Origin of the sequence: Dialister sp. i34-0019-2H8 (assembly GCF_042846925.1) — a bacterium.
Classification (GTDB): domain Bacteria; phylum Bacillota; class Negativicutes; order Veillonellales; family Dialisteraceae; genus Dialister.
Map to the genome: position 1 here is coordinate 1,999,217 of NZ_BAABYQ010000001.1, position 19,808 is coordinate 2,019,024.

Annotated in this window: 24 protein-coding genes; 2 read left to right on the forward strand and 22 right to left on the reverse strand. The window is 41.7% G+C overall.

Annotated elements, in window-relative coordinates; genetic code table 11:
* Positions 1–10: 10 nt before the first annotated feature.
* The 22 genes from ACGG9R_RS08655 to ACGG9R_RS08760 form a co-directional block, all read right to left on the reverse strand.
* Positions 11–229 (reverse strand): hypothetical protein, encoded by a 219-nt coding sequence (locus ACGG9R_RS08655; RefSeq protein ID WP_390154006.1) that lies wholly within the window; start codon positions 227–229, stop codon positions 11–13.
* Entirely contained in the window at positions 226–1,071 is an 846-nt protein-coding gene (locus ACGG9R_RS08660; protein WP_390154009.1) for a hypothetical protein, read from the reverse strand. The genes ACGG9R_RS08655 and ACGG9R_RS08660 overlap by 4 nt, the downstream gene beginning before the upstream one ends.
* Positions 995–1,294, reverse strand: a complete 300-nt coding sequence (locus ACGG9R_RS08665) for a hypothetical protein (RefSeq protein ID WP_390154011.1) — start codon at positions 1,292–1,294, stop codon at positions 995–997. Before ACGG9R_RS08665 ends, ACGG9R_RS08660 begins: the two co-directional genes overlap by 77 nt.
* The gene (locus ACGG9R_RS08670; RefSeq protein WP_390154014.1) at positions 1,295–1,927 is read right to left on the reverse strand and encodes a hypothetical protein; all 633 of its coding nucleotides are present in this window, start codon (positions 1,925–1,927) and stop codon (positions 1,295–1,297) included. It lies immediately after the preceding gene.
* 75 nt (positions 1,928–2,002) lie between these two features.
* Positions 2,003–3,871 carry a DNA polymerase gene (locus ACGG9R_RS08675; protein ID WP_390154017.1) on the reverse strand — a complete coding sequence of 623 codons (1,869 nt, stop codon included), beginning with the start codon at positions 3,869–3,871 and terminating at the stop codon, positions 2,003–2,005.
* Positions 3,858–5,381 carry a DnaB-like helicase C-terminal domain-containing protein gene (locus ACGG9R_RS08680; RefSeq protein WP_390154020.1) on the reverse strand — a complete coding sequence of 508 codons (1,524 nt, stop codon included), beginning with the start codon at positions 5,379–5,381 and terminating at the stop codon, positions 3,858–3,860. Before ACGG9R_RS08680 ends, ACGG9R_RS08675 begins: the two co-directional genes overlap by 14 nt.
* Positions 5,382–5,475: 94 nt before the next feature.
* The gene (locus ACGG9R_RS08685) at positions 5,476–5,883 is read right to left on the reverse strand and encodes a hypothetical protein (RefSeq protein ID WP_390154022.1); all 408 of its coding nucleotides are present in this window, start codon (positions 5,881–5,883) and stop codon (positions 5,476–5,478) included.
* Complete coding sequence (locus ACGG9R_RS08690) at positions 5,870–6,337, reverse strand: endonuclease I (RefSeq protein WP_390154025.1); 468 nt, start codon at positions 6,335–6,337, stop codon at positions 5,870–5,872. The genes ACGG9R_RS08685 and ACGG9R_RS08690 overlap by 14 nt, the downstream gene beginning before the upstream one ends.
* On the reverse strand, positions 6,338–6,985 hold the full coding sequence (locus tag ACGG9R_RS08695; RefSeq protein ID WP_390154027.1) for an ssDNA-binding protein: 648 nt from the start codon (positions 6,983–6,985) through the stop codon (positions 6,338–6,340).
* Between the two features lie 12 nt (positions 6,986–6,997).
* The gene (locus ACGG9R_RS08700) at positions 6,998–7,390 is read right to left on the reverse strand and encodes a hypothetical protein (protein ID WP_390154030.1); all 393 of its coding nucleotides are present in this window, start codon (positions 7,388–7,390) and stop codon (positions 6,998–7,000) included.
* Between the two features lie 2 nt (positions 7,391–7,392).
* A complete protein-coding gene (locus ACGG9R_RS08705; RefSeq protein WP_390154033.1) occupies positions 7,393–7,995 on the reverse strand; it encodes a hypothetical protein in 603 nt (200 codons plus the stop codon).
* A 23-nt stretch (positions 7,996–8,018) separates the two neighbouring features.
* Positions 8,019–8,291, reverse strand: coding sequence for a hypothetical protein (locus ACGG9R_RS08710; RefSeq protein ID WP_390154035.1), 273 nt, complete (start codon positions 8,289–8,291; stop codon positions 8,019–8,021).
* Positions 8,288–8,980: a DUF3310 domain-containing protein gene (locus tag ACGG9R_RS08715; RefSeq protein WP_390154038.1), complete on the reverse strand. Its 693-nt coding sequence runs from the start codon at positions 8,978–8,980 to the stop codon at positions 8,288–8,290. Before ACGG9R_RS08715 ends, ACGG9R_RS08710 begins: the two co-directional genes overlap by 4 nt.
* Before the next feature lie 16 nt (positions 8,981–8,996).
* On the reverse strand, positions 8,997–9,677 hold the full coding sequence (locus ACGG9R_RS08720) for a hypothetical protein (RefSeq protein ID WP_390154041.1): 681 nt from the start codon (positions 9,675–9,677) through the stop codon (positions 8,997–8,999).
* Positions 9,678–10,281: 604 nt separating this feature from the next.
* On the reverse strand, positions 10,282–10,452 hold the full coding sequence (locus ACGG9R_RS08725) for a hypothetical protein (RefSeq protein WP_390154044.1): 171 nt from the start codon (positions 10,450–10,452) through the stop codon (positions 10,282–10,284).
* Positions 10,453–10,478: 26 nt separating this feature from the next.
* Positions 10,479–10,664: a type II toxin-antitoxin system RelB/DinJ family antitoxin gene (locus ACGG9R_RS08730; protein ID WP_390154045.1), complete on the reverse strand. Its 186-nt coding sequence runs from the start codon at positions 10,662–10,664 to the stop codon at positions 10,479–10,481.
* 76 nt (positions 10,665–10,740) lie between these two features.
* Positions 10,741–13,305: a DNA-directed RNA polymerase gene (locus tag ACGG9R_RS08735; RefSeq protein WP_390154048.1), complete on the reverse strand. Its 2,565-nt coding sequence runs from the start codon at positions 13,303–13,305 to the stop codon at positions 10,741–10,743.
* Positions 13,306–13,397: 92 nt separating this feature from the next.
* On the reverse strand, positions 13,398–13,961 hold the full coding sequence (locus ACGG9R_RS08740) for a hypothetical protein (protein WP_390154050.1): 564 nt from the start codon (positions 13,959–13,961) through the stop codon (positions 13,398–13,400).
* Positions 13,962–13,983: 22 nt separating this feature from the next.
* Entirely contained in the window at positions 13,984–14,580 is a 597-nt protein-coding gene (locus ACGG9R_RS08745) for a hypothetical protein (RefSeq protein WP_390154053.1), read from the reverse strand.
* Positions 14,581–14,657: 77 nt separating this feature from the next.
* Entirely contained in the window at positions 14,658–14,999 is a 342-nt protein-coding gene (locus ACGG9R_RS08750) for a hypothetical protein (protein ID WP_390154056.1), read from the reverse strand.
* Position 15,000: 1 nt separating this feature from the next.
* A complete protein-coding gene (locus ACGG9R_RS08755; protein WP_390154058.1) occupies positions 15,001–15,243 on the reverse strand; it encodes a hypothetical protein in 243 nt (80 codons plus the stop codon).
* A 110-nt stretch (positions 15,244–15,353) separates the two neighbouring features.
* Entirely contained in the window at positions 15,354–15,719 is a 366-nt protein-coding gene (locus ACGG9R_RS08760) for a hypothetical protein (RefSeq protein WP_390154060.1), read from the reverse strand.
* A gap of 1,074 nt (positions 15,720–16,793) precedes the next feature.
* On the opposite strand from ACGG9R_RS08760, the gene ACGG9R_RS08765 reads away from it, so the two are divergent.
* On the forward strand, positions 16,794–17,948 hold the full coding sequence (locus ACGG9R_RS08765) for a tyrosine-type recombinase/integrase (protein ID WP_390154062.1): 1,155 nt from the start codon (positions 16,794–16,796) through the stop codon (positions 17,946–17,948).
* A 500-nt stretch (positions 17,949–18,448) separates the two neighbouring features.
* Positions 18,449–19,774, forward strand: a complete 1,326-nt coding sequence (locus ACGG9R_RS08770) for an MATE family efflux transporter (RefSeq protein ID WP_390154065.1) — start codon at positions 18,449–18,451, stop codon at positions 19,772–19,774.
* Positions 19,775–19,808: the final 34 nt, after the last annotated feature.

The window sequence follows — 19,808 nt, forward strand, 5'->3', positions numbered from 1 at the left end:
CAAACACATATCATTTACCTACATTCATTCTCTGGCATGCTAAAAGAGAATCAATCACATCCTGTACACCCTTGATGTATCCAAGACGCATTGATTCACTTCCAACATCTTTAGCCAGTAAATAGGAAATATCAAAATTCTTACGAAGATACTCCATAACTTCTGCTGAAATATATGGACGTTTCATCTCTGCACGTAAAGAATCAGAATCATCCTGTACTTTAATCAAGGACTACACCTCTCTTTCCTGCATGGTATTTGAATAAGATTAGGATACCATGGGATAATCTCTCCTGTCTTGCTATCGTAGTTTTCATCTCTAAGAATCCGTGCTACCTGTGCCTGTGACAATGCATAGGATTCAGACAACCCCTTCTTCTTAAATGCTTCAACTACCGTTTCCCACGACACACCCTTATCTGCAAAGAGTTTCTGGGCAGTCTTTGCCCCAATGCCAGGACATCCAGTGTAATTGTCTGCTGTGTCTCCCATGAGTGTCTGCATAAGATGGAAGTAATCAGCTTCTCCTTCTGATATGACGTACAACTCACGTTTCATAAAATTATAAAAGACACTCGGGATACACTTGAAATCTTTATCCGCAGATATGATGACAGTGTGTCCCTTATGTCTTGTCGCTAAGATACCACAAAGATCATCAGCTTCCAGTGTAGGTCTTGTGATACTTTCATAATTCCTTTTGCACCAATCAACAATGGCATGATAACAAACAGGTTTTCTCTTCCCTACTCTGTTTTGCTTATAAAGTGGATAGATCTTCTTTCTGAAATTATCTTCTCCACTGAAACAAAGGATGATTTTATACTCACCTTCATAATTGAGTTTGTCTAACACCGCAGCAGTGATTTCTGCAATACGAGCGTCCACTTCACCTTTAGCATCAGCAGCATCTGCCCATAATGTCCAGACATCCCCATACCAGTTGACTTCATGCTCTACTACGGCACATGCCTGAAAGCAAATCATGTCTCCATCAAACACGAGCATCAGTGGGGATTTCACAAGATCCTGCTTTTGCACATTTAGCCTCCAGACCTTCAGCAATTCCATACTTCTTTTTCACTTCATCTACTTCCAGTTCCGCTTCTCTAACGTGTCTATATGCAAATACAAGCGCACATACAGCGTCATTAAAATCCTTTACTTCCTGCATAGTTGCAAGCTGACCATAGCAGTCAGAAACATAAAATTCAATAGAATCAAGTGCTGCATAGATGCTCTTTCTTACAGCTGCATTATCAATTTTTTCAAGAGATGTCTTTTCCTGTTCCATTTATTTCTTCTCCTCTTTTGGAAGGTAATGTTTCACTACTTCAATATTGGCTTTTGCTGCATGAATAATAGAAGCATTAGCGTTAAACACTTCATTCAGAATTGTACGAAGTCTAGCAACAATAAAGTTATTTTCATCTGTCGTGTCACACTGGCTTGCGAGATCTTTCACTAACGCAGTATATTTCAGAAGGCGAACACTCATGTCTTCTGCTTTACGATGCGCTTCATCTTCTTCATCCAACTTGTCATTATAGAAAGCAATAATGTCTTTCTGACGCTTATCCATATATGCGACAAGCTCCTTCTCTCCCTTAATAGCGGCTTCCCCTGCTTTATGAAATTCATCATAGTCAACAGGAATATTGTACGTTTTATCAATATTCAGTCTAAAAGCTGGGTGTCTTGCATACCAAGTAAGATTATCTCTAGCCATTTCCAGAGGAGACAATGTGTTCATATCTACTTCCTCATCCATCTCTGGAGACACAACTCTTGCTCTTTCAAGGAATGGATCAATAGATGCAATCCGTACAAAATCAAGTGAGCCATTTGCTCTTCTGACACTGACCGCCTGATCCAGACAAAACATAACTCCATCTTCCATCATGTGACATACACATTCTTTAGACATAATTTGTACTTCCTTTCTTATAAACAAAGAGAAATAAAAGTGTTCTCTTCTCCATAGCGTGCCGCAATTAAAAAATCAGTGGCAATCGTACCAATTTTTGCCAATAATACCTTCTGTATCTAACTGAACTCTAAAGTTGTAATGTGCTTGTGTGTCTCGCATTGCAGCCTGTGCTTCTTCAACAACAATCTTTGCAACATCAAGATCTCTGCATGCTATCTGCTGTTCATCGTGAACCCATGCCATTAAGGCAAAGTCCCCGTCCCAGCCATGCTTCAATCCTCTAGCAAGCAGTCTCTCTTCTGTCCGTACAATCCAGTACTTACAGACAAGCGCACCTGCACTCTGTAACAAAAGATTCAAAGCAGAATGAATAGAACGTACATGCAGCTTTCTCCCATCCAAGCCTTTGAGCCAGTGTCTTTTCCACTTCAAAATGCCCCCACGGAAATCTGTTTCCACGAGAGCATCTTTTACAGCCTTACGTAAAGAGCGAATAGCAGGTACTTTCTTCAAGAATCTAGCCTTAACTGCTTTCCCTGCTTTTTCATCTCCACCAATAAGACCACCCATCTTTTTATCCCCTGCACCATAGAGAAAGGCGTAGATAAATCGTTTCGCTTCATCACGAGTAGCAAGACCTGCTGCCTTCTGGTTCAGTGTATGAATATCACCATTTACAACAACATCTGCATATTCTCCACCATCATAAGGTGCAAGAAAATGTGCAAGACAACGAAGTTCAAGACCACAAGCATCTATCCCTGCCTGATACCATCCTTCTGGAACGCCAAACAAACTTCTACATTCTTTCCCATAAGGACTAGCATCGTGAGGAACTTGTGTGACATTAGGATTTGCGTGTGTCGCTCTTCCACTAACTGCTCCACAAGGATTCACTCTTCCATGCATACAGCCGTCCTTCTTCACAAGTTTAAGCCACGCCTGTGCCCCATCTGAAAGCTGTCCAAGTCTCTTTACAATCATCAAGTATTCCTCAATAAGTGGAGACAAGGTTCTTACTTCCTCTGGAGCATCTGGATCCGTAGACATGAAATGAAATGTGTCTTCATCCACTTTCAGTCTATCTTCCTCATACAGGTCTGGATTGTCTGGGGAATACTGATAATATTCAGTCACCAGCCATTCAATCTGCTGTCTGCTCTTAGGATTAAAATCTTTGTAGCGCTGAATTGGAACACCTGCCTTGTATCCTAATCTCTTGTTATCCCTCTTAGGAATGAAGATTTTATCTGGAATACGAGGAGCCAGTTTCATCAACTCAGCTGATAAGACACACTGTCTTTTCCGTAACCCCTTTTCTAGCTCTTCTGCTGCTTCAGTATTAAACGGAAAACCATTCTGTTCCTGCTTAAACATTAGCCATTGTGCTGCGTGTTCAAGCTGAATTGCCTTTTCAGAATAAGGATGTCTTATCAAGAAATCATAGAGCTTCTGGGTTACAACTACGTCCTGCCTGTTATACATAAGCATGTCTTCGCTATAAGTAGCCCATGCATCCTCTGTCTCTTCCGCATACGTTCCTTTCAACTCTCCCAGACGATACCCCCATGCTTTCAGAGACTGTGAGCCAATAAGTTTACCAGCCAATCTTCCCTTTTTGAACAAATCATAATCATAGTCTTTAATGTTTCCATAGATCAGACGTGCCATAACAAGGGTGTCTCTCACATATTGTCGTTGCTCCCTAGACACATGAAAGATTGCTGGGTAGAGCTTTTCAAGACAAGGAATATCAAAATCAATGATGTTATGTCCGCAGATGGTTTCTCCGTTATCCAGTGCATCCTGCAGCATATGAACACCTACTTCGATGTTTGTAGGAGAGAAGCTATGCATTGTTTCTCCATCAAAGATCGCCATGCAATGAACCTTTGTAGATTCTTCAAGCAAGCCGTTACTTTCAATATCAAAAGTCAACATTGTCTTCTTCTCCTTCCTCATCAATATAGTCACTGAGCTTGTCTACTGCCTGCAAGGTATCATGCTCTTTGGCATAGAACAAATAACCACCAATGCCTGTCTCTCCTGTCCATCGGCATTTCAAGACACGCACTCTTACCAAGTTCTTTTTCTTTCCTTCTGCCTGTTGATTTCTTTCAAGACCAAGCACTGTGTCTGCTAACTGCCCGATAGCACCTGAGCCACGAAGCTGGGAAAGAGAGACACACCCGCCTTCTTCAAATGCGATACTGCCTACTGCATTGTTACGTCTGAGATGAGATATGATAATAAGACCAACACCTGTCTCTTCTGCTAAAGAACGGAGCTGCGTCATAAGTATGTCAATCATCTTACGTTCGTTGTCCCCTTCAAGCCCAGAAATAGCTATAGAAATATGGTCAAGAATGATGAAATCACACTCTTCACTCACTGCCATATATCTGATCTTATCCATCAGATTGTCTCCATCCAATGAACCAAAATGTTCATACAAGACATATCGACCAGTGCCTAAAGTCTCATCAAAGGCTTTTCTGTACTCTTCCTCAGAAACAGCGTGCCTATTAAGATACAGACGTTTCCCAACATGAAGAGACATTAACCCTGTAGCAGTTCGTTTCGGGTTTTCTTCTAACATCAGCATGCCAATCTTCAGCTTCTTTACCACACCAAAGTCATAGGCAATCTGTCTCACGAAAGTTGTCTTCCCTACCCCTGTACCAGCGGTCAAGACACAAAGCTCTCCCTTGCGAAGACCCATAATCATCTTATTCAATGTTAAGTTCTCCCAAGGCAGATTGTATCCATCATTCTTCACATCCTCAGAAATAGCATCCCATAGATCTTTGCCGTTCACAATGCCATCTGGAGTATATTCTTTTGCATTCCAGATTGCATCAATGACAACTTCAGGATGTCCATTCTGCAAGCATTCATTCGGGTCTTTGTAAGGAAGAGTACCAATGTACAGCTTTCCAGGTTTCAATAGCCCCTCAATGTCTTTAATTCCTTTTCGTCCTGCTTCATCCATATCGAAAAAGACAATCACTTTATCAAAGGAATTAAGCCATTCAGACTGTGCCTTGAATACTTTCTTTGCACTGCCAGCCCCAGCAGGTATGGAGACACAAGGGTATTTGTTATCATTGATCTGTGAAACAGTCAAGCAATCAATTTCCCCTTCTGTCACTACTAACATCTTGCGGTGCCCATTTGCCCATAAGTTCTGCCCAAAGAAACGATTAGAGAACTTTGAACCTTTTGTCTCAAACCTTTTGTCTTTGTACCTAACCTTCTGTCCAATAAGTACCCCATGGTCATCATAATAGCAAGCCACCTGTGCAGGTTCATCATGAATAACTGTCTTGAAATATCCGTATTTTTCGCATGTGTCTTTTCTAATCCCTCTGGCTCTTAGAGTGTCTGCCACCATATCGGTAAGAGGAATACAGCCTTTACAGCCATGTCTGTGTTCTGTTTTGTTTTCCATTTCTTCTGCATCTCCTTCATAATGATACGTATCACATGAAAAGCAGTAAGTATGTCCATCAGAATACAGACACAAGGCGTCATGCGATCCACAATCAGCGCACGGTAAATGCGCTTGTACAAGCGTACTCTGCATAATTCACTGGAATATATTCTCCTTTAACCCTTGCAACATCAGCATCACGGAAATCAGTTTTGAAGCATCCAAGCAAATCATTCACGGCTTTTTTCTGTACATCCGTTTCTTCTCCACCAGTAGGAACATCCACAAACACAATGATAGACGTTTCTTGAGGATCCACATACAGACCACCAACTGCCATCTGTTCTCTGCCCTGTTCAACATGCCCATCACGATGAATCACGTAGTGGTAGTCTACATCAAAATCACCTCTACGGCGTGCATCACTGTATAATGCGTCTCCATCTTTGTTTTGAAGATCAATATCAGCAACAATGATTAGATCCGTCATGCTCCTCTTTCTAAATTTAATCTTTTTCACGTTTTCCACCTCTTACATAAATATCTTTTTCACTCATCCCTTTCTTTTCTTCAGACAACCAGTCTAAAGGTATATACTTATCTGCATAAACAAAGCCGTGCTTCTCACACCAGTCTCCATAAGAGGTATTGCTCCCTTTACGAATCTTTGTCCGTGAATTGGAAAAAACAAACCTAATATCAAGATCTGGATGCTGTTTCTGAATCAGCAGATGCTTCTGTCTATCTGCTACAGAAAACAGCCCCTTTGTCTCTACAATAATCCCATTCCCTAAGACAAAATCAGGGGTGTAATGATGCTGAACAGGCGCAGAAGTGTAGTCAATCCTATGCTTTTCATAAGAATACTCCGCTCCTGCATTGTTCAACTCATCAATCACTCGCTCTTCCAGTCCAGATCTGTAGGATTCATTAACTTTTCTGCTCCACCCTCCATGTCTGCTGAAATAGGGCAATTAGAAATCTCCCTCTTCATCAAATGGAACATCATCCTCTTCTACTGCTGGGGAATTAGACGTAGTAGTGTCTTTGTCATATTCACCATCAACTGTAGAATCATATCCTTCTTCATTCGTATTAAAGCCAAGAGACGCTGCATCCGTTCCGCCATATGGAATATATTTAAGAACCTGTACTCCACGAAGATAGCATGCAAGCCCATTGTTATTGTTACTCATCCAATACGGAGATAACGAAAAGGCAACACGGATGACAGAGCCATTGCCCAGATTGGATGCTTTGATAGGATGTCCCTTTGCATCTACAACTGGAATAGTTCTAGTCATTTCTTCCCCTGCTTTTGTCTTGTAAGTCTTCTTCGCCTTGAACTTAAACGTGATAGTCCCATCAGTCAGTTCATGGATACCAAGAGACGGTTCAGAACTCCATTTCTTTCCTGGTTTCAGTTCATAAGATTCTTTGGCTTTTTCAAATTCCTGTTCCAGATATGCTTTGAACTCTTTCGTTGTCTTTGCATCAAATGTAATCTGGATAGAATAACCAAGCTCCTGTCCTTCATAGGTTTCTACTTTACGCAGAAAAGCATAACGTGCTTCTCCTTTCGGGGTAACACCATTTACAAACTGTCTTTTTACGTTAGCCATAATTTTTTCTCCTTAGTCAAATTTGTTTACAACAGCATTATCGGAAATTTTAATAAGTACTCCCATAGCGACTGCTTCCCCTGCATAAATTCTACGAAGCTCAGGGGAAGTATTTGTACAGAAGACACCAAGCTGTGCTGCCCCTACCACGGATGTAGGAGAGACAATCAGCAACTTCTTCTCCATCAGTCTTGCCCCATTCAGCATAAGAGCGTACCCAGACGGAACTCTAACTCTGCCAAAATGGACGTAAGCATTTGCATCAATCGTCATTGTCTGTGTTGCTTTGAAGATAAATGCACCGTTTACAAGTTCTACAACAACTTCTTTACCTACTTCAAGATGGGGAATGCGTGGTACTCTAGGTTTCTTTGTTACGACTTTCTTTTCTTTTGTCTCTGTCATAATCAACAGCTCCTTTCTCCATAGCTTGCCCCAATTAAAAATGACTTAGCGTTAGGGCACTGTGACAGGATTTCTTTACAAAATGCTCTCCACTCAGGCAACTTGTGATTGTGTCTCTGTTTAAGGATCGTTTTAAGCTGTCTATAGTTAGTAGTAACCCGTGCAGTCAATTCAAGACCGACAGGGCAGGAATAAACCAACTGCAAAAAGGCTGATTCACTCGAATCCTCTCTAAACTGCTTCTGCAATTCTTCCAGTCTCTTGATAATCTGCGGATCAGTGTAGGGTGTAAACGCCGTATCAAGCTGCATCTTAGACAACCTGTGCATAGTGGACTGACTAGACACAATCTGTGCAAAGTGATAACGTTCAAACTCCGTCCACATCTTAATCGTGCAGGTCAAATCAAAAGACACGATAATTCCGCTAAGGAAATTATCGTGTCCTTCACTGCTTTCTCTGCTTGCTAATGAAACAGCGCGCTTCCAGTCCAAGTCATCAATGTAGCGATGCTGCGAATTAAAGTCCAATCTTTCTTTCATGGGATAACCACTAGCACGAATAGAATTGTGCATATCGTACACTTGTAAATTTGTGATTCTCATTCTATTTTTCTCCTCTTCACATATCACTCAATTTCTATAATAATTTGGGGCTTTACGTACAGCGAGGGAATATCGTTATTAAACACATATTCTTCACTACACTGTACGCACGCACATGGATAAATACTGCTTACATCCATGTTTTTTACCTGATCTTCAGTGAGCTTATGCCGGAATGCAAAGCGTACAATAGCGCCATATTTATAATCGATAACTCCGTGTCGCTGCTCTCCGAACCTCGCAAGAACGATTTTACATTCATCAGGAATGTAGTTAAGTAAATCAATCAGCTTCATTCGCTTTCACACTCCTCAAGTTCTTTCAACTTAGTAGCATACCATGCGATTTTACCTGCTGTCTCTGCCTTGTCACCTTTACGCCCATATCTATAGGCATACTTAATGATATTGCCCCAATAGAACCCTTCAAGCTGCTCTCTACGCATCAAATGGTTCATAATCTCATGGGCTTCTGGAAGACCCTTGACCTTGTAATGCGGCGGGTTAATAACATTTGCAATCTGGTCCACTTCTTTTTCCTCCTCTTTTTTTACTATAGTGAGCTTATCATCATCATCTATCATACTTACTACCATAAGACCCTCTGGAGTAAAGCTGCTAATATCCTGACACAGTGGGTTATTGTCCCATTTGACTTCAATCGGATAGACACGCCCATCATTGTGATCTGCAATTACCGTCCCCAAGCCATGATGAGGAAATGAGACTCTATCACCTACATGAAATTTGCTGCCACCTTCAAGTGCTTTGCCTACCTGAGTGATTCTTGTCCAATCTCTCTTATCCCCATAAAATAAAAAACCATCTGGAGTAAAGGTGCTAATATCGTCACCAAACTTGTAACGACTTACTTCCCATTTCACTTCAATCGGATATGTGTCATCATTAGTGATCTTTGTCACAACACCACAATCATGAAAGGGTGCATATACCCTATCTCCTACTTTGAATTTAGATACAGTCATCTTCTATTAACTCCTTTCATCTATTTGCTTCAAAGAATGCTTTTGCAAATCCAGGGGGTGTCATTGCCCTAAATTCTGCATCTGTTTCAGGCTTATGGAATTGTAGCTGCGGAATCTTGTTCCATGCACTTTTGTGTAAATATGCAAAATTAGGCTTACTCCTGTTCCGTCTAGTGTATAAGTCAATCTTTGGAACATCATCCCAGCTTTCAAATTTCCTTTTGGGAATATTGAAATTCCCCCAAATATCCGTTGCTTTCGTACACGGATCACCATAAAACCACGGTTGAAAATTCAACTTTGGCATACCAAGATATTTCCTCAAATGCCCTCGTGGATTTTCCAATGCCCAAAAATGCGGATTGCACTGATTGATGATTTGCAAACAAGCGTTTACAATTTCCATCCCTGCTGCTTCATTGCGTTTTCGTGGTTCAGCTTTACAATTTAGAAGTGAAAATTCTGTACATGGTGGTGCTGCAAGGATCCCGTAAACATTGTCAGGTGGGATATAGGTTCTTACATCATAGTCTGGCAAAGTGATAATACGTACATCATACCCTGCTTCTTGATACGGTTTAGACCATGATCCAGTTCCTCCGCACAAGTCCAAAATAATACGTCTGTCTGTCATATCTTGCTTTCTCTTACCTTCTTTTTGTAAAATCTTCCATTTTTGAATTTCTCCTTTTGCCAATCAACTAGTTTGTAATTGATCTTCGTCACAATAGCAGTACAGTCAGAACAGCAGAGCTTGTAGACATTTCCGTATGTAGACACACTCGGTTTATATGTCTTGCTGCAATACCTACAGTGTCTTATTCCTTGTTTTTGCTCTCTGTCCCAGTATTTGTTTGAACAATCAACACAACAAAAATGGGAAGTTGATTCAAATCCTTTGTACGGATGAAACAGCTTCCCACATTCCCAGCACTTCCATAAGCATGTTTTGTTTCTGACTTGATTGGTGTATTTCTTCCACTCAAGTTCATTTGAAATTACAACTCTCAATAGACACCCCCTCCTTTTGTTGATAGACACAACCTTGTTTAGAAAAGACAAAACAGCAATGTGTCTTCTCCATAGCATGTCCCAATTAAAATCAGGAACCATATAAGGATGATTTTTAATAATAATCATTAAAAAAAAAAATAAAAAAATCCCACATAAGTAATATCTATAGAATATTCTATAGGTATTATTTATATGGGAACTATTAACAATTATCAATTTAAGTTTCATCACTAGGAATCTAAGAGAATACTTAAAGTATTCCTCCTCTTCTCCATAGCATACCACAATTACATTTTACTCAATTTGTCTTTATTCTTGATACAAAATGCATGAATCAAGTCACGAATTGCTTGCGATGGTTTTACACCTTTTCTAGCACAAGTAGAATAAAATCCTTCTTTTTCTTCTAATGATATTCTGAGCCTAAATTGTGCATCCTTAAATGAATCGTCTTCCATTCTTTTTTCTGTTCTCCTTCCTTTACTTACAAAAGATTCTTAGTATTTTCATTCTTTATGCAAAACTCTTCAATGAGTTTACGCACCACTTTAGATGGGGTCATGCCCATATTGGTGCATATAGTATAAAAAGCATCTTTTTCTGCTCCATTGATCCTGATTCTTAACGATACATCTTTGTTCTGCTGCTGTTCCTGCTGTTCTGTAGTCATATTTATATCCTCCTTTGACTGTCTACAGAATATCACAAAGATCCACATGTGTCAAGATGTGGATCTTTGTGTATCCTTAATGGAAAACATAAAGACTATCAAGTACCTGTCTAATGTCTAGTTTTCCTTCGGATGGGGGGCATGGCAGTGGTTTATCCTGTGTTCCTACTGCTGTTTTCATGTCTTCATAGAAATTTTGAAGTACATCATTCTCTTCATACATCTTCACGAATGCTTCTCTGACAGTGTGAAAGAGGGTGTCTGCCTGTGCAGGGGACGTAGCATAGGAATCATGGATCATGCTGAAATGGTGAATCCCCTTGTCAAGACACATGTTGATAGACAACTGCAAGTGTGCTGCATCCATTGAGTGAATAAAGTTTGGCGCAATCCCTTGTGTCTGTTTCTTTTTTGCAACATTCCCTGTTTCTTCTGGCACATAGAAGTTTTTAGTGAGATTTAAGAATCTCATTTTCACCTTCTTTACATGTGTCTCCATATAGTTCTGCTGAATAGGGAGCCCCATTGGTGTATTCCATGTAACGACATCCCCTGTCTTGCATACAATCGCGGAAATGTCTTGTAACCACTTCATTCCAATGAACGCCTTGACAACAGTTTGAGAAGCTGCTTGCCAAATTAGTTTAGCCATGTAAAGCGCTAAAGAGTTCTTGCTTGCAGTAAACATGCTTCCCTTGTCAGTTCCGTACACATCGTTTAGAGTATCTTCTAAAATCTGCTCTTTGAATCCAAACTGTTTGGCACCATATGCAAGGGTCATCACGCATCTTTTCGTGACTTTTCGATTTACGCCATATGCGAGCCACTGCTGTGCAAGAGTTCTCGTCCCCCATTTCATCGTTTTCTCACCAAATTTGTTGGTCATCCATGCATCAGCAGTACCACTTTTAGCGTTTTCTCGCAACATGACATTCACTTTTTCAGCAACTTCACCGTATATATCCCTAGGTTTATCGCCTGGAATCAGATTGACTGATTTTCCCCCAATCTCATCCCTAAGAGCTGCTGAAAAATGTTGTAATCCAGAGCAAGTTCCATCAAATGCTACAGGAACGCCGCAAGTCCACCCGATGACAGAGCCATTATGCTTGTCTTTGTAAGACAACATGCTCTTGTATTCAAAGCACCACCCAAGAAATTCTACAGGGCAATCAGAGTTAGCCCAAAATCCTTTGTCTTTCCCTAATGGGTCATTTGCTACTGATAAGATAGCTTCTTCATTGTCTTTCGTCCACTGAATCTGATCGTCAAAAGACACCTTATCATTGCCGTAAAATTCGCAACCTGCCACACGCATCCAGTATTCTGCCTTTTCGTCAGTAGCAGCAGGGGTGTCTGCAAGTAAAAGCAACCCTTTTGTCAAATCATCACCCTGAAAAGAGAATGCAGGAATTGGATAGACACGCCCTCTAAAGTCCATGTTGCAAGGAAAGAATATTCTCTTGTAGGGAGCGTATTCTTTAGCGATTGCAAGCATAGATAAACATCTAAGTGCCCTTCCCTTTCGTGCATTTTCACGATGAATCAGTTCAACTGCGAGCTTCTTATGTTCTTTCAATTCTTCTTCTGTATAATCTCCTTCTAATCTAGGGAGCTTATCGTAAGGTTGAAATTTGGGAATACCTGCAAGATCCCCACCATTCTTGACGATTTCTTCTACTACTTTCAGCACTCTAGTATTGATTTTCCATGGTGTAGACTGTACGGCATTGACTGCACGTAAGACACTGGTTAAATCTGTCTGTTTCAGCTTTTCCAAATACTGCGTAAAGAAGATAGTTTTATTCTTATGCAGTCTCATCAAAGGATATGATGTCCTTAATTCTCCATAGTAACCACCATTCGTGTAGCTTGTCCATTCTTTAGGGGGAATGATCGTAGGAATTGCCCTACAAGTATTCTGCAACAACGCTACTTCATTGATATTCCATAAATCAATAAAAAGCTGGCTAGGGTTAAGTTTATCCATGCTTGCTCTTCCAGTGCCATGATTGATATGCACAATTTCAAATAAGGTGGTGGAAGACACAAGGCATTCAATCAGTTTGCCCCCTAATTTTATTTTGGCGGCAGTATTCCATTCAATCCAGTTAAATCCTGCTTCTGTCATTGCTTTGTGCTGAATGTAATACTTCTTGAAATGTTCCCCTACACGTTTCTTTAATCCTGTATTTAATTCTTTCAGATTTTCAGGGTTAGAATTTTCAAAGGCTACAAGATTAACATCATCTTCAATGCTTTCCCCAATACGTTTAGCAATGGTGCTAAGTTCATTCTTTCTGATAAAAACATAGTCCATTGTACACGCCATTGTACTCAGAGCAAGAACGGCATAAAGGTGTGTCTTATCATCATAGATCTGTGCTAACTGTTCCAACATGTTATGATAGGCTGCTTGTACTCCACATTTGGGCTGCAATTCATATGTTACAAACTCACGAATACTTTTAATAAACTTATCATATGCATAGTCCATCATGCCTTTTCCGACTTGTGTTTCTGTAGCTCTTCCGTTACTACAACTGTTCTGTAAGACACGCCGTGCTGCTTCTTCTGCCAGTGTCTTTGCACGTCTTTCCAGTTCCAGTTCATCTTCAATCGTGATATTTTCATAGTCCATGATATTTTTCCTTTCCTTTCTCTAAAAAAAAAAAGACATAAGAAAAAGAGAGAACGAAAATGTTCTCTCCCTCTCTATGTGCCACAATTAGCTTACGTGTCTATTTTGTACAAAATCCTACTGCCATATTTATAATACCATCCACCATACTTATGGATATGTTCAGTAACCCCATCTACACCTGTCTCAAGCAAGTACAGTGTGTCTCCATCTATTAGCGTCTTTCCTAATTCTTCTTTGTCAACACAATTAAGGAACATACACGGTACATCTTTGAATGCGCCTTTTTTGATAAGGAATGCTGCTAATTCTGCGGGGTTTCTGATATAGGCGTAGCTCTCATTTCTTCCTCTCTGCACCCATCCGATCTTTCCTGCCTTTGCTAAGACAAGGGAATCAAAAATACCTGCTTCTACTATGTCATCATAAACAAATGCTGCTTCAATCTGCATTGCCGTCATATTCATAAGTTTATGCAGTAACTTGATAAGCATGTCTGCTTCCCAATCATCAATAGAGATGGTATAGGTAGAATCATCATTCATTCCGATACGTTCATGCGGAAGATAGACAGTTATATATTTCCCTTCCTTGTCCGTTCTTACCCTAGCTCCACTGAATGGGAGCGTAAAATCAAAGCTATCTGTATCTAACATGATTATCATCCTTTCTTGTGTCTTAAAAATCCGTTCCATCTGCCAGGAACTCATAATTCCCTTCTGTTAATTCTGTGCGAATGTAGTTATCGCACGTATAGTATTCATAAGCATCTTGTGCATCTTTATAAAGGTGCTGACATTCTTCTTTTCTCCATTCTTCAAGGGCGGTTATGAAATCGGCATACTTTTCATCTTCTTCCATGGGGATGCCATCAATTCGCAATTCAATGTAGGTATTCCACTCGCGTGGACTAGTGTTATTCCATGCATACAGTGCTACACGAACTTCCCCATACTTTCTGATTTCATCAAGTACATCATCGGAAATGTGATCCTCAGTATCAAAATGCTTTGCTATTTTAATTGCATACTCAATGATGTCGAATGTTCCAGTAAATCCTGCGCCTTCTTCAGCGTCATACAGAGAAAAAGACACACTATCTTCATCTACATTAAAAGCATATTCATGCAGCAGGGTGTACATGAAATCTTCACATGTGTAATTCCACCAATCACAAGAATCTACATACGTGTACCTATTTTTATCAACTACTTTTGTCTGTACTTCTGTAGACAGTTCTTCAAATTTGTAAACTCTCTGTGCTACTACTCTCATGATAATTCCTTCCTTTCTGTGCGAATGTATCCTTTTGTACATCCGCACTTATCAAAAAATTTAATACACACGCTTTCTTAATGTCCTTCTGCGATGATTTCCCCTGTTGTGATATCCCATACACAACCATGCATGATATCAAGGCGATAGTTCTTATGGGCTACCACCATCTTGACAAGTTCAAATGGAATGTTTTCCCTTGTGTCTGCATGTTCATCGACAAACCATCTAATGTGTCTGCGAGTAGTCATGCTGTACAGCCCCATGATTTCAAGACTATCCAGTGCCCCCTTAATTACAAGGGTATTGTAAGAGTACATTTCATATTCTGTAGGCATATTGTCTTTGTTTGTGTCTACCCATACCGTGTAATTCTTCGTGGTGTGCTTGCCTTTTTCGATGTTGAACCATTTAAGCATGTTACTCTTCCTCACTTTCTTCTTCTTCTTCTGCGATACCTAACGTCTCAAAAATCCAGTCAGAATCGAACCACATAATATCGTTCAGTTCAGTTCTATCAATTCCATCGGGATAGAGTTCTTCAATCATGTCACAAAATTCATCCCCTTTGCCCTCTCTTTCGATACGTTCCGCCGTATCTACAGCACCACTCCATGCCGTTCTTCTAATGTCATTAAAATTCATTTCATCAAATATCTTCATAATAATTCCATCCTTTCTTTTAATCATGTAGCTTGTCTCATCAGAACGTGGGCAGCTATCTCACGTTGACTAGATACACCCTCTCTTGTGTATCTAGTTTCGACTTACTTTTATTTGCTTTTCTTCACAAGCACCCGTTTCAATTTATAAGCGGTGTCCAAGTGGTGGATATGTGTAATATCATCAAAGCAATATGCAACTAAATTCCCTGCATAGTCACAACGTACCTTGAGTGTGCGTCCTGCATAAAAGCACACATCACCTTGTGCAATCTCAGGTGCATCGTAACTACTGAATTTTTCAAGAATTTTGATGTCAATACATTCCCATGCACCGTGTTCATAACCTTCTTGCATTGCTATGAAATTTGAAATGCTCCCTTTAATCCTGCCGATAGCAAATTCATCAAACATAATCAACCCATTGTCTTTAGTCCATGTGTTCATGCCCCATGCCGTGATTTCTTTTCTTTCCATGAGTGTTCCTCCCTTTCTAACATGTATCCTATTGTGTATCCATGCTTACCAAAAAAAAAATTTGAGTTACCATCTATTGATGGTTGGAATACCACTGATTAGTTCAATGGTTTAGAGACTAGATACAGCATGATTTCACTACCTTTCACCTACACCGCCCCATTTCATCATCTGTGCTTGCCACGTCATCACAAGATACCTTGCTAGACGTTGTAAGCACACACTCTATGGGACTGTCCACTACTCAGCCTTGCCGTATATCGCAAGCTACTTTCATGACTTTTCAGTGTGTATCTTCACTGGCATGTTGCCACCGCTTTTCCCGATGACTTTCTTTTTTTCGTATGGTGTGAATTGATACTACGCATACAGTAATTTCACCATTCGCATTTTTCAGCTATTCAGTTTTCAAAGAACCCTGATGATGTTTTGGGGTATCCCATCGCGTCATCGTCAATCTTGCATTCTCAGTGGTATCACTCCCTTTCGTTCGTTCGCTGTGCATATTGTAGCACGTTGTGTATCCATTGTCAAGAAGAGTTTTCTTCAGGTTCTCTCTTTCGTCTTACCACTCAGGCGTGAATCTGTTGCCAGTCGCGTTCTCAGTGTGCGGTGCTCTGAGTTCTTCCACCACGCTATCCGTACATGTTCTACAGATAGCACTTTCAGAATCAGGGCGGTGCTGCCTTGCGGCGTTCCGTCCGTGTCATCCTTGACTGTCCATATTGTATCACGACGTGTATCCAAAAACAACCCCAAATTTGCATTTCTTTTGGGAGAAATTTTGTTCGCATGGTATACCATACCCCCGTAGGATATCATGATTGTCAACCATGGCTCGCTGGTAGCACGTTAGTAGTAAGAGATTAAATCTTACAAGTACATATATAGGCAAACAGGGCTTGCCCTCCCTGTTCAGTATAAGTATAATAATATTATACTAATACATTCCACTGCTCCCCGGCGATAACGGCGAGCGCGCGGAGGGTACGGGGGAAAACAGCCAGGGCAATTTTAATGAATACCCTTTCACAATTTTTACAATTTTTTGTTTTAAGAAGGAGGAACATCATCATGAAAAGACAAAGGGCACCACGAGGGCAAGGAAGTATCACACCATACGGAGATGGAAAATTCAAAGGTATCATCACCATTGGATATAAACTAGATCCAGTGACGAAGAAGAATAAACGTCTCACAAAAACCTTTACAGGAAAGACAAGGAAAGAAGTCCAAGCGAAGATCACTGAGTATCAGTACAAAGTAAATGCAGGGAAGATCAATCCATTAGCAGCTCCCCTTACATTCAAACAGTACAGTGAACGATGGTTAATGATGAAAAAGACAACACTAAAACCACAGACATACAGGAACTATGAGAGTAATATGCAGTGTCTTGATTTTGACAACAAAGTGATGAAAGACATAACAGTTTCAGACGTCAACACATTGCTCCTAACATTGCTACAGACACTCTCCCCTGCCACTGTACGAGGAAGGCACGCCCTATTAAAAAGTGTCTTTGAAGGAGCAAGAAAGGAAAAACTCATTATAGAGAATCCTGTAGAAGACAGCATGCGTATCAAGGCACAGGTAGATCACACTGTGACAGAAATGCATGTCTTAACGAAAGAAGAGAGCACAAACGTTCTATTAAAAGCTAAGGAGATGAAAGCTCCCATATGGTTCTACCCTCTGATACGTACTGCCTTAGAGACAGGGATGAGAAAAGGAGAGCTACGTGCCTTACAGTACAAAGCACTGGGTAAAGACACCATCTATATAAAAGCCAGTGTAGAAGACAATGCAGGAAAAGGGGCAACTCTCACAACGCCTAAGACACGTGCCTCTGTAAGGAGAATACATGTGTCTACATCACTCATTGAGATACTACAGGCTCTTCCCCATAAAGATGAAAACAGTTTTGTCTTTCACACTAAGAATGAGACTTTAATTGCTAATAGTGATATACAGTACTACTTTAATGCACTAAAGAAATTAAGTAACATAGACAAACCACTTCACTTCCACGATCTAAGACACACCCATGCCACCCTTCTTATCATGGCAGGTGTGAACATCAAGACCGTCTCTACTCGCCTAGGTCACGCATCTGTATCCATAACGCTCAACAGGTACACACACGCCCTTCCGCAGCAAGATAAAGAAGCTAGTGAAATGATTTGTAGTATGCTACTATCGGATACTACGATGAAAGACAATCAGTAATAAATACCCTAGATACCCCTATAGAATGTAATTGGGGTACGTATATACATCTAAATACCGTATGGCATAATATCGTCCTTATTATAACATAGAGAAAAGGTTCGGGGTTCGCCCATGGAGCGTGCCGTCCCTTAATTACGACCGGAAAAGGTTCATCGGGTTCTATAGGTTCAAAGGGGAAGGTGCGGCGCATAACAATCAACAGTATCCTGCCCTCTTCCTCTTGCATTTCATCGCGGCACGCTCCATAATAGGGGCAATGCATGTATCATCTATTTCAAAAAGTTTGAAAACAGGGATGAGTGGCTAGTGGCTAGTGACTGGTGACTAGGAATTAGGTTTACGATATGAGAAAATCGCTCATTTCAAATCTCCGCGGCGCTTCTGATTTTTTTGCGCCGCACCACCATTTCTAATTTCTCATTCAAGAGAGGCTTTCATCCTCAATCCATGGGCGCCACGCCCCGGGCTAACCCTGAACCCTATCCTAAGGAGCCTTCATGACAAAAGATCTCGATTTTACCCAAGGCAGCATCTCGAAAAAGATACTGCTTTTTTCTCTGCCCCTCATGGCCGGCAATATTTTTCAGCAGCTCTACAATGTCGTCGATACATTGATCGTCGGACGATTCCTCGGAGAAGCCCCTCTCGCCGCTGTCGGGAGCGCCTACACGCTCATGATCTTCATCACCTCCATCCTGATCGGCCTCACGATGGGGAGCGGCGTCTACTTCTCCATCTGCCACGGACAAAAGAACACCGCACGCATGAAGCAGTCCATTTATATTTCCTTCCTTTCCATCGGCGCGCTCTCGCTCTTCCTGAATGCTATCTCCTATATATTTCTGGAAGAGATCATCCGCTTCATGCAGATCCCCGCAGACGTCGCTTCCTACTTTCGTGACTATCTCCTATGGATCTTCTCCGGCATCATCGCCGTCTTCCTCTACAACTACTTTGCCGCCCTCCTGCGCGCCGTGGGAAATTCACTCATCCCGCTCGTCTTCCTCATCGTCTCCGCCCTCCTGAATATCGCGCTCGACCTTCTCTTCATCCTGGTCTTCCAGCAAGGCGTCGCCGGCGCGGCCAAGGCGACCGTCATCGCTGAGTACGCTTCCGGTCTCGGCATCCTTTGCTACTGCCTTTTCTATCGAAAAGATCTTCTGGTAGAAAAGAAATACCGCCGCTGGGACCCATCCATCTTCCGCGACATCTCCCGACTCTCGCTTCTGACCAGCCTCCAGCAGTCCATCATGAATTTCGGCATCCTTCTCGTGCAGGGCCTTGTGAACAGCTTCGGCACCATCGTCATGGCCGCCTTCGCTGCCGGCGTCAAGATCGACACCCTGGCCTACTCCCCCCTCATGGACTTCGGGAATGCCTTCTCGACAGCCATCGCGCAGAACTATGGCGCCGGAGATCAAAAGCGCATCAGAGAGTGCGTCATCGCCTCAGCGAAAATGGTCGTCTCTTTCGCTCTCCTCACGAGCGTCATCATCTATGCCTTCGCTCCTGAGCTCATGGCCTTCTTCGTCCCGAGGACAGCGACAGAAACCATCGCGATCGGCGCAGGCTACCTCCGTATCGAAGGGGCCTGCTACATCGGCATCGGCATCCTCTCCATGCTGTATGCCTACTATCGCGCCATCAAAGAGCCCGGTATGAGCGTCATCCTGACCATCCTTTCCCTCGGAAGCCGCGTCATCCTTGCCTATGCCCTCTCCGCCCTCCCCCTCTTCGGCGTCACCGGCATCTGGCTCTCCATTCCTATCGGCTGGGCGATCGCAGATGTGTATGGGGTGTGGAAAGGGGTGCGGGGAAGATGACAGGCCCCGTCCGTATCTTCTGCCTGCTGACCTA

Bases quoted from the DNA above. Each gene is read 5' to 3' on its own strand.
- ACGG9R_RS08660 (WP_390154009.1), bottom strand. From the start codon at position 1,071: ATGGAATTGCTGAAGGTCTGGAGGCTAAATGTGCAAAAGCAGGATCTT.
- ACGG9R_RS08665 (WP_390154011.1), bottom strand. From the start codon at position 1,294: ATGGAACAGGAAAAGACATCTCTTGAAAAAATTGATAATGCAGCTGTA.
- ACGG9R_RS08670 (WP_390154014.1), bottom strand. From the start codon at position 1,927: ATGTCTAAAGAATGTGTATGTCACATGATGGAAGATGGAGTTATGTTT.
- ACGG9R_RS08675 (WP_390154017.1), bottom strand. From the start codon at position 3,871: ATGTTGACTTTTGATATTGAAAGTAACGGCTTGCTTGAAGAATCTACA.
- ACGG9R_RS08680 (WP_390154020.1), bottom strand. From the start codon at position 5,381: ATGGAAAACAAAACAGAACACAGACATGGCTGTAAAGGCTGTATTCCT.
- ACGG9R_RS08695 (WP_390154027.1), bottom strand. From the start codon at position 6,985: ATGGCTAACGTAAAAAGACAGTTTGTAAATGGTGTTACCCCGAAAGGA.
- ACGG9R_RS08700 (WP_390154030.1), bottom strand. From the start codon at position 7,390: ATGACAGAGACAAAAGAAAAGAAAGTCGTAACAAAGAAACCTAGAGTA.
- ACGG9R_RS08705 (WP_390154033.1), bottom strand. From the start codon at position 7,995: ATGAGAATCACAAATTTACAAGTGTACGATATGCACAATTCTATTCGT.
- ACGG9R_RS08710 (WP_390154035.1), bottom strand. From the start codon at position 8,291: ATGAAGCTGATTGATTTACTTAACTACATTCCTGATGAATGTAAAATC.
- ACGG9R_RS08715 (WP_390154038.1), bottom strand. From the start codon at position 8,980: ATGACTGTATCTAAATTCAAAGTAGGAGATAGGGTATATGCACCCTTT.
- ACGG9R_RS08725 (WP_390154044.1), bottom strand. From the start codon at position 10,452: ATGGAAGACGATTCATTTAAGGATGCACAATTTAGGCTCAGAATATCA.
- ACGG9R_RS08730 (WP_390154045.1), bottom strand. From the start codon at position 10,664: ATGACTACAGAACAGCAGGAACAGCAGCAGAACAAAGATGTATCGTTA.
- ACGG9R_RS08735 (WP_390154048.1), bottom strand. From the start codon at position 13,305: ATGGACTATGAAAATATCACGATTGAAGATGAACTGGAACTGGAAAGA.
- ACGG9R_RS08740 (WP_390154050.1), bottom strand. From the start codon at position 13,961: ATGTTAGATACAGATAGCTTTGATTTTACGCTCCCATTCAGTGGAGCT.
- ACGG9R_RS08745 (WP_390154053.1), bottom strand. From the start codon at position 14,580: ATGAGAGTAGTAGCACAGAGAGTTTACAAATTTGAAGAACTGTCTACA.
- ACGG9R_RS08750 (WP_390154056.1), bottom strand. From the start codon at position 14,999: ATGCTTAAATGGTTCAACATCGAAAAAGGCAAGCACACCACGAAGAAT.
- ACGG9R_RS08755 (WP_390154058.1), bottom strand. From the start codon at position 15,243: ATGAAGATATTTGATGAAATGAATTTTAATGACATTAGAAGAACGGCA.
- ACGG9R_RS08760 (WP_390154060.1), bottom strand. From the start codon at position 15,719: ATGGAAAGAAAAGAAATCACGGCATGGGGCATGAACACATGGACTAAA.
- ACGG9R_RS08765 (WP_390154062.1), top strand. From the start codon at position 16,794: ATGAAAAGACAAAGGGCACCACGAGGGCAAGGAAGTATCACACCATAC.
- ACGG9R_RS08770 (WP_390154065.1), top strand. From the start codon at position 18,449: ATGACAAAAGATCTCGATTTTACCCAAGGCAGCATCTCGAAAAAGATA.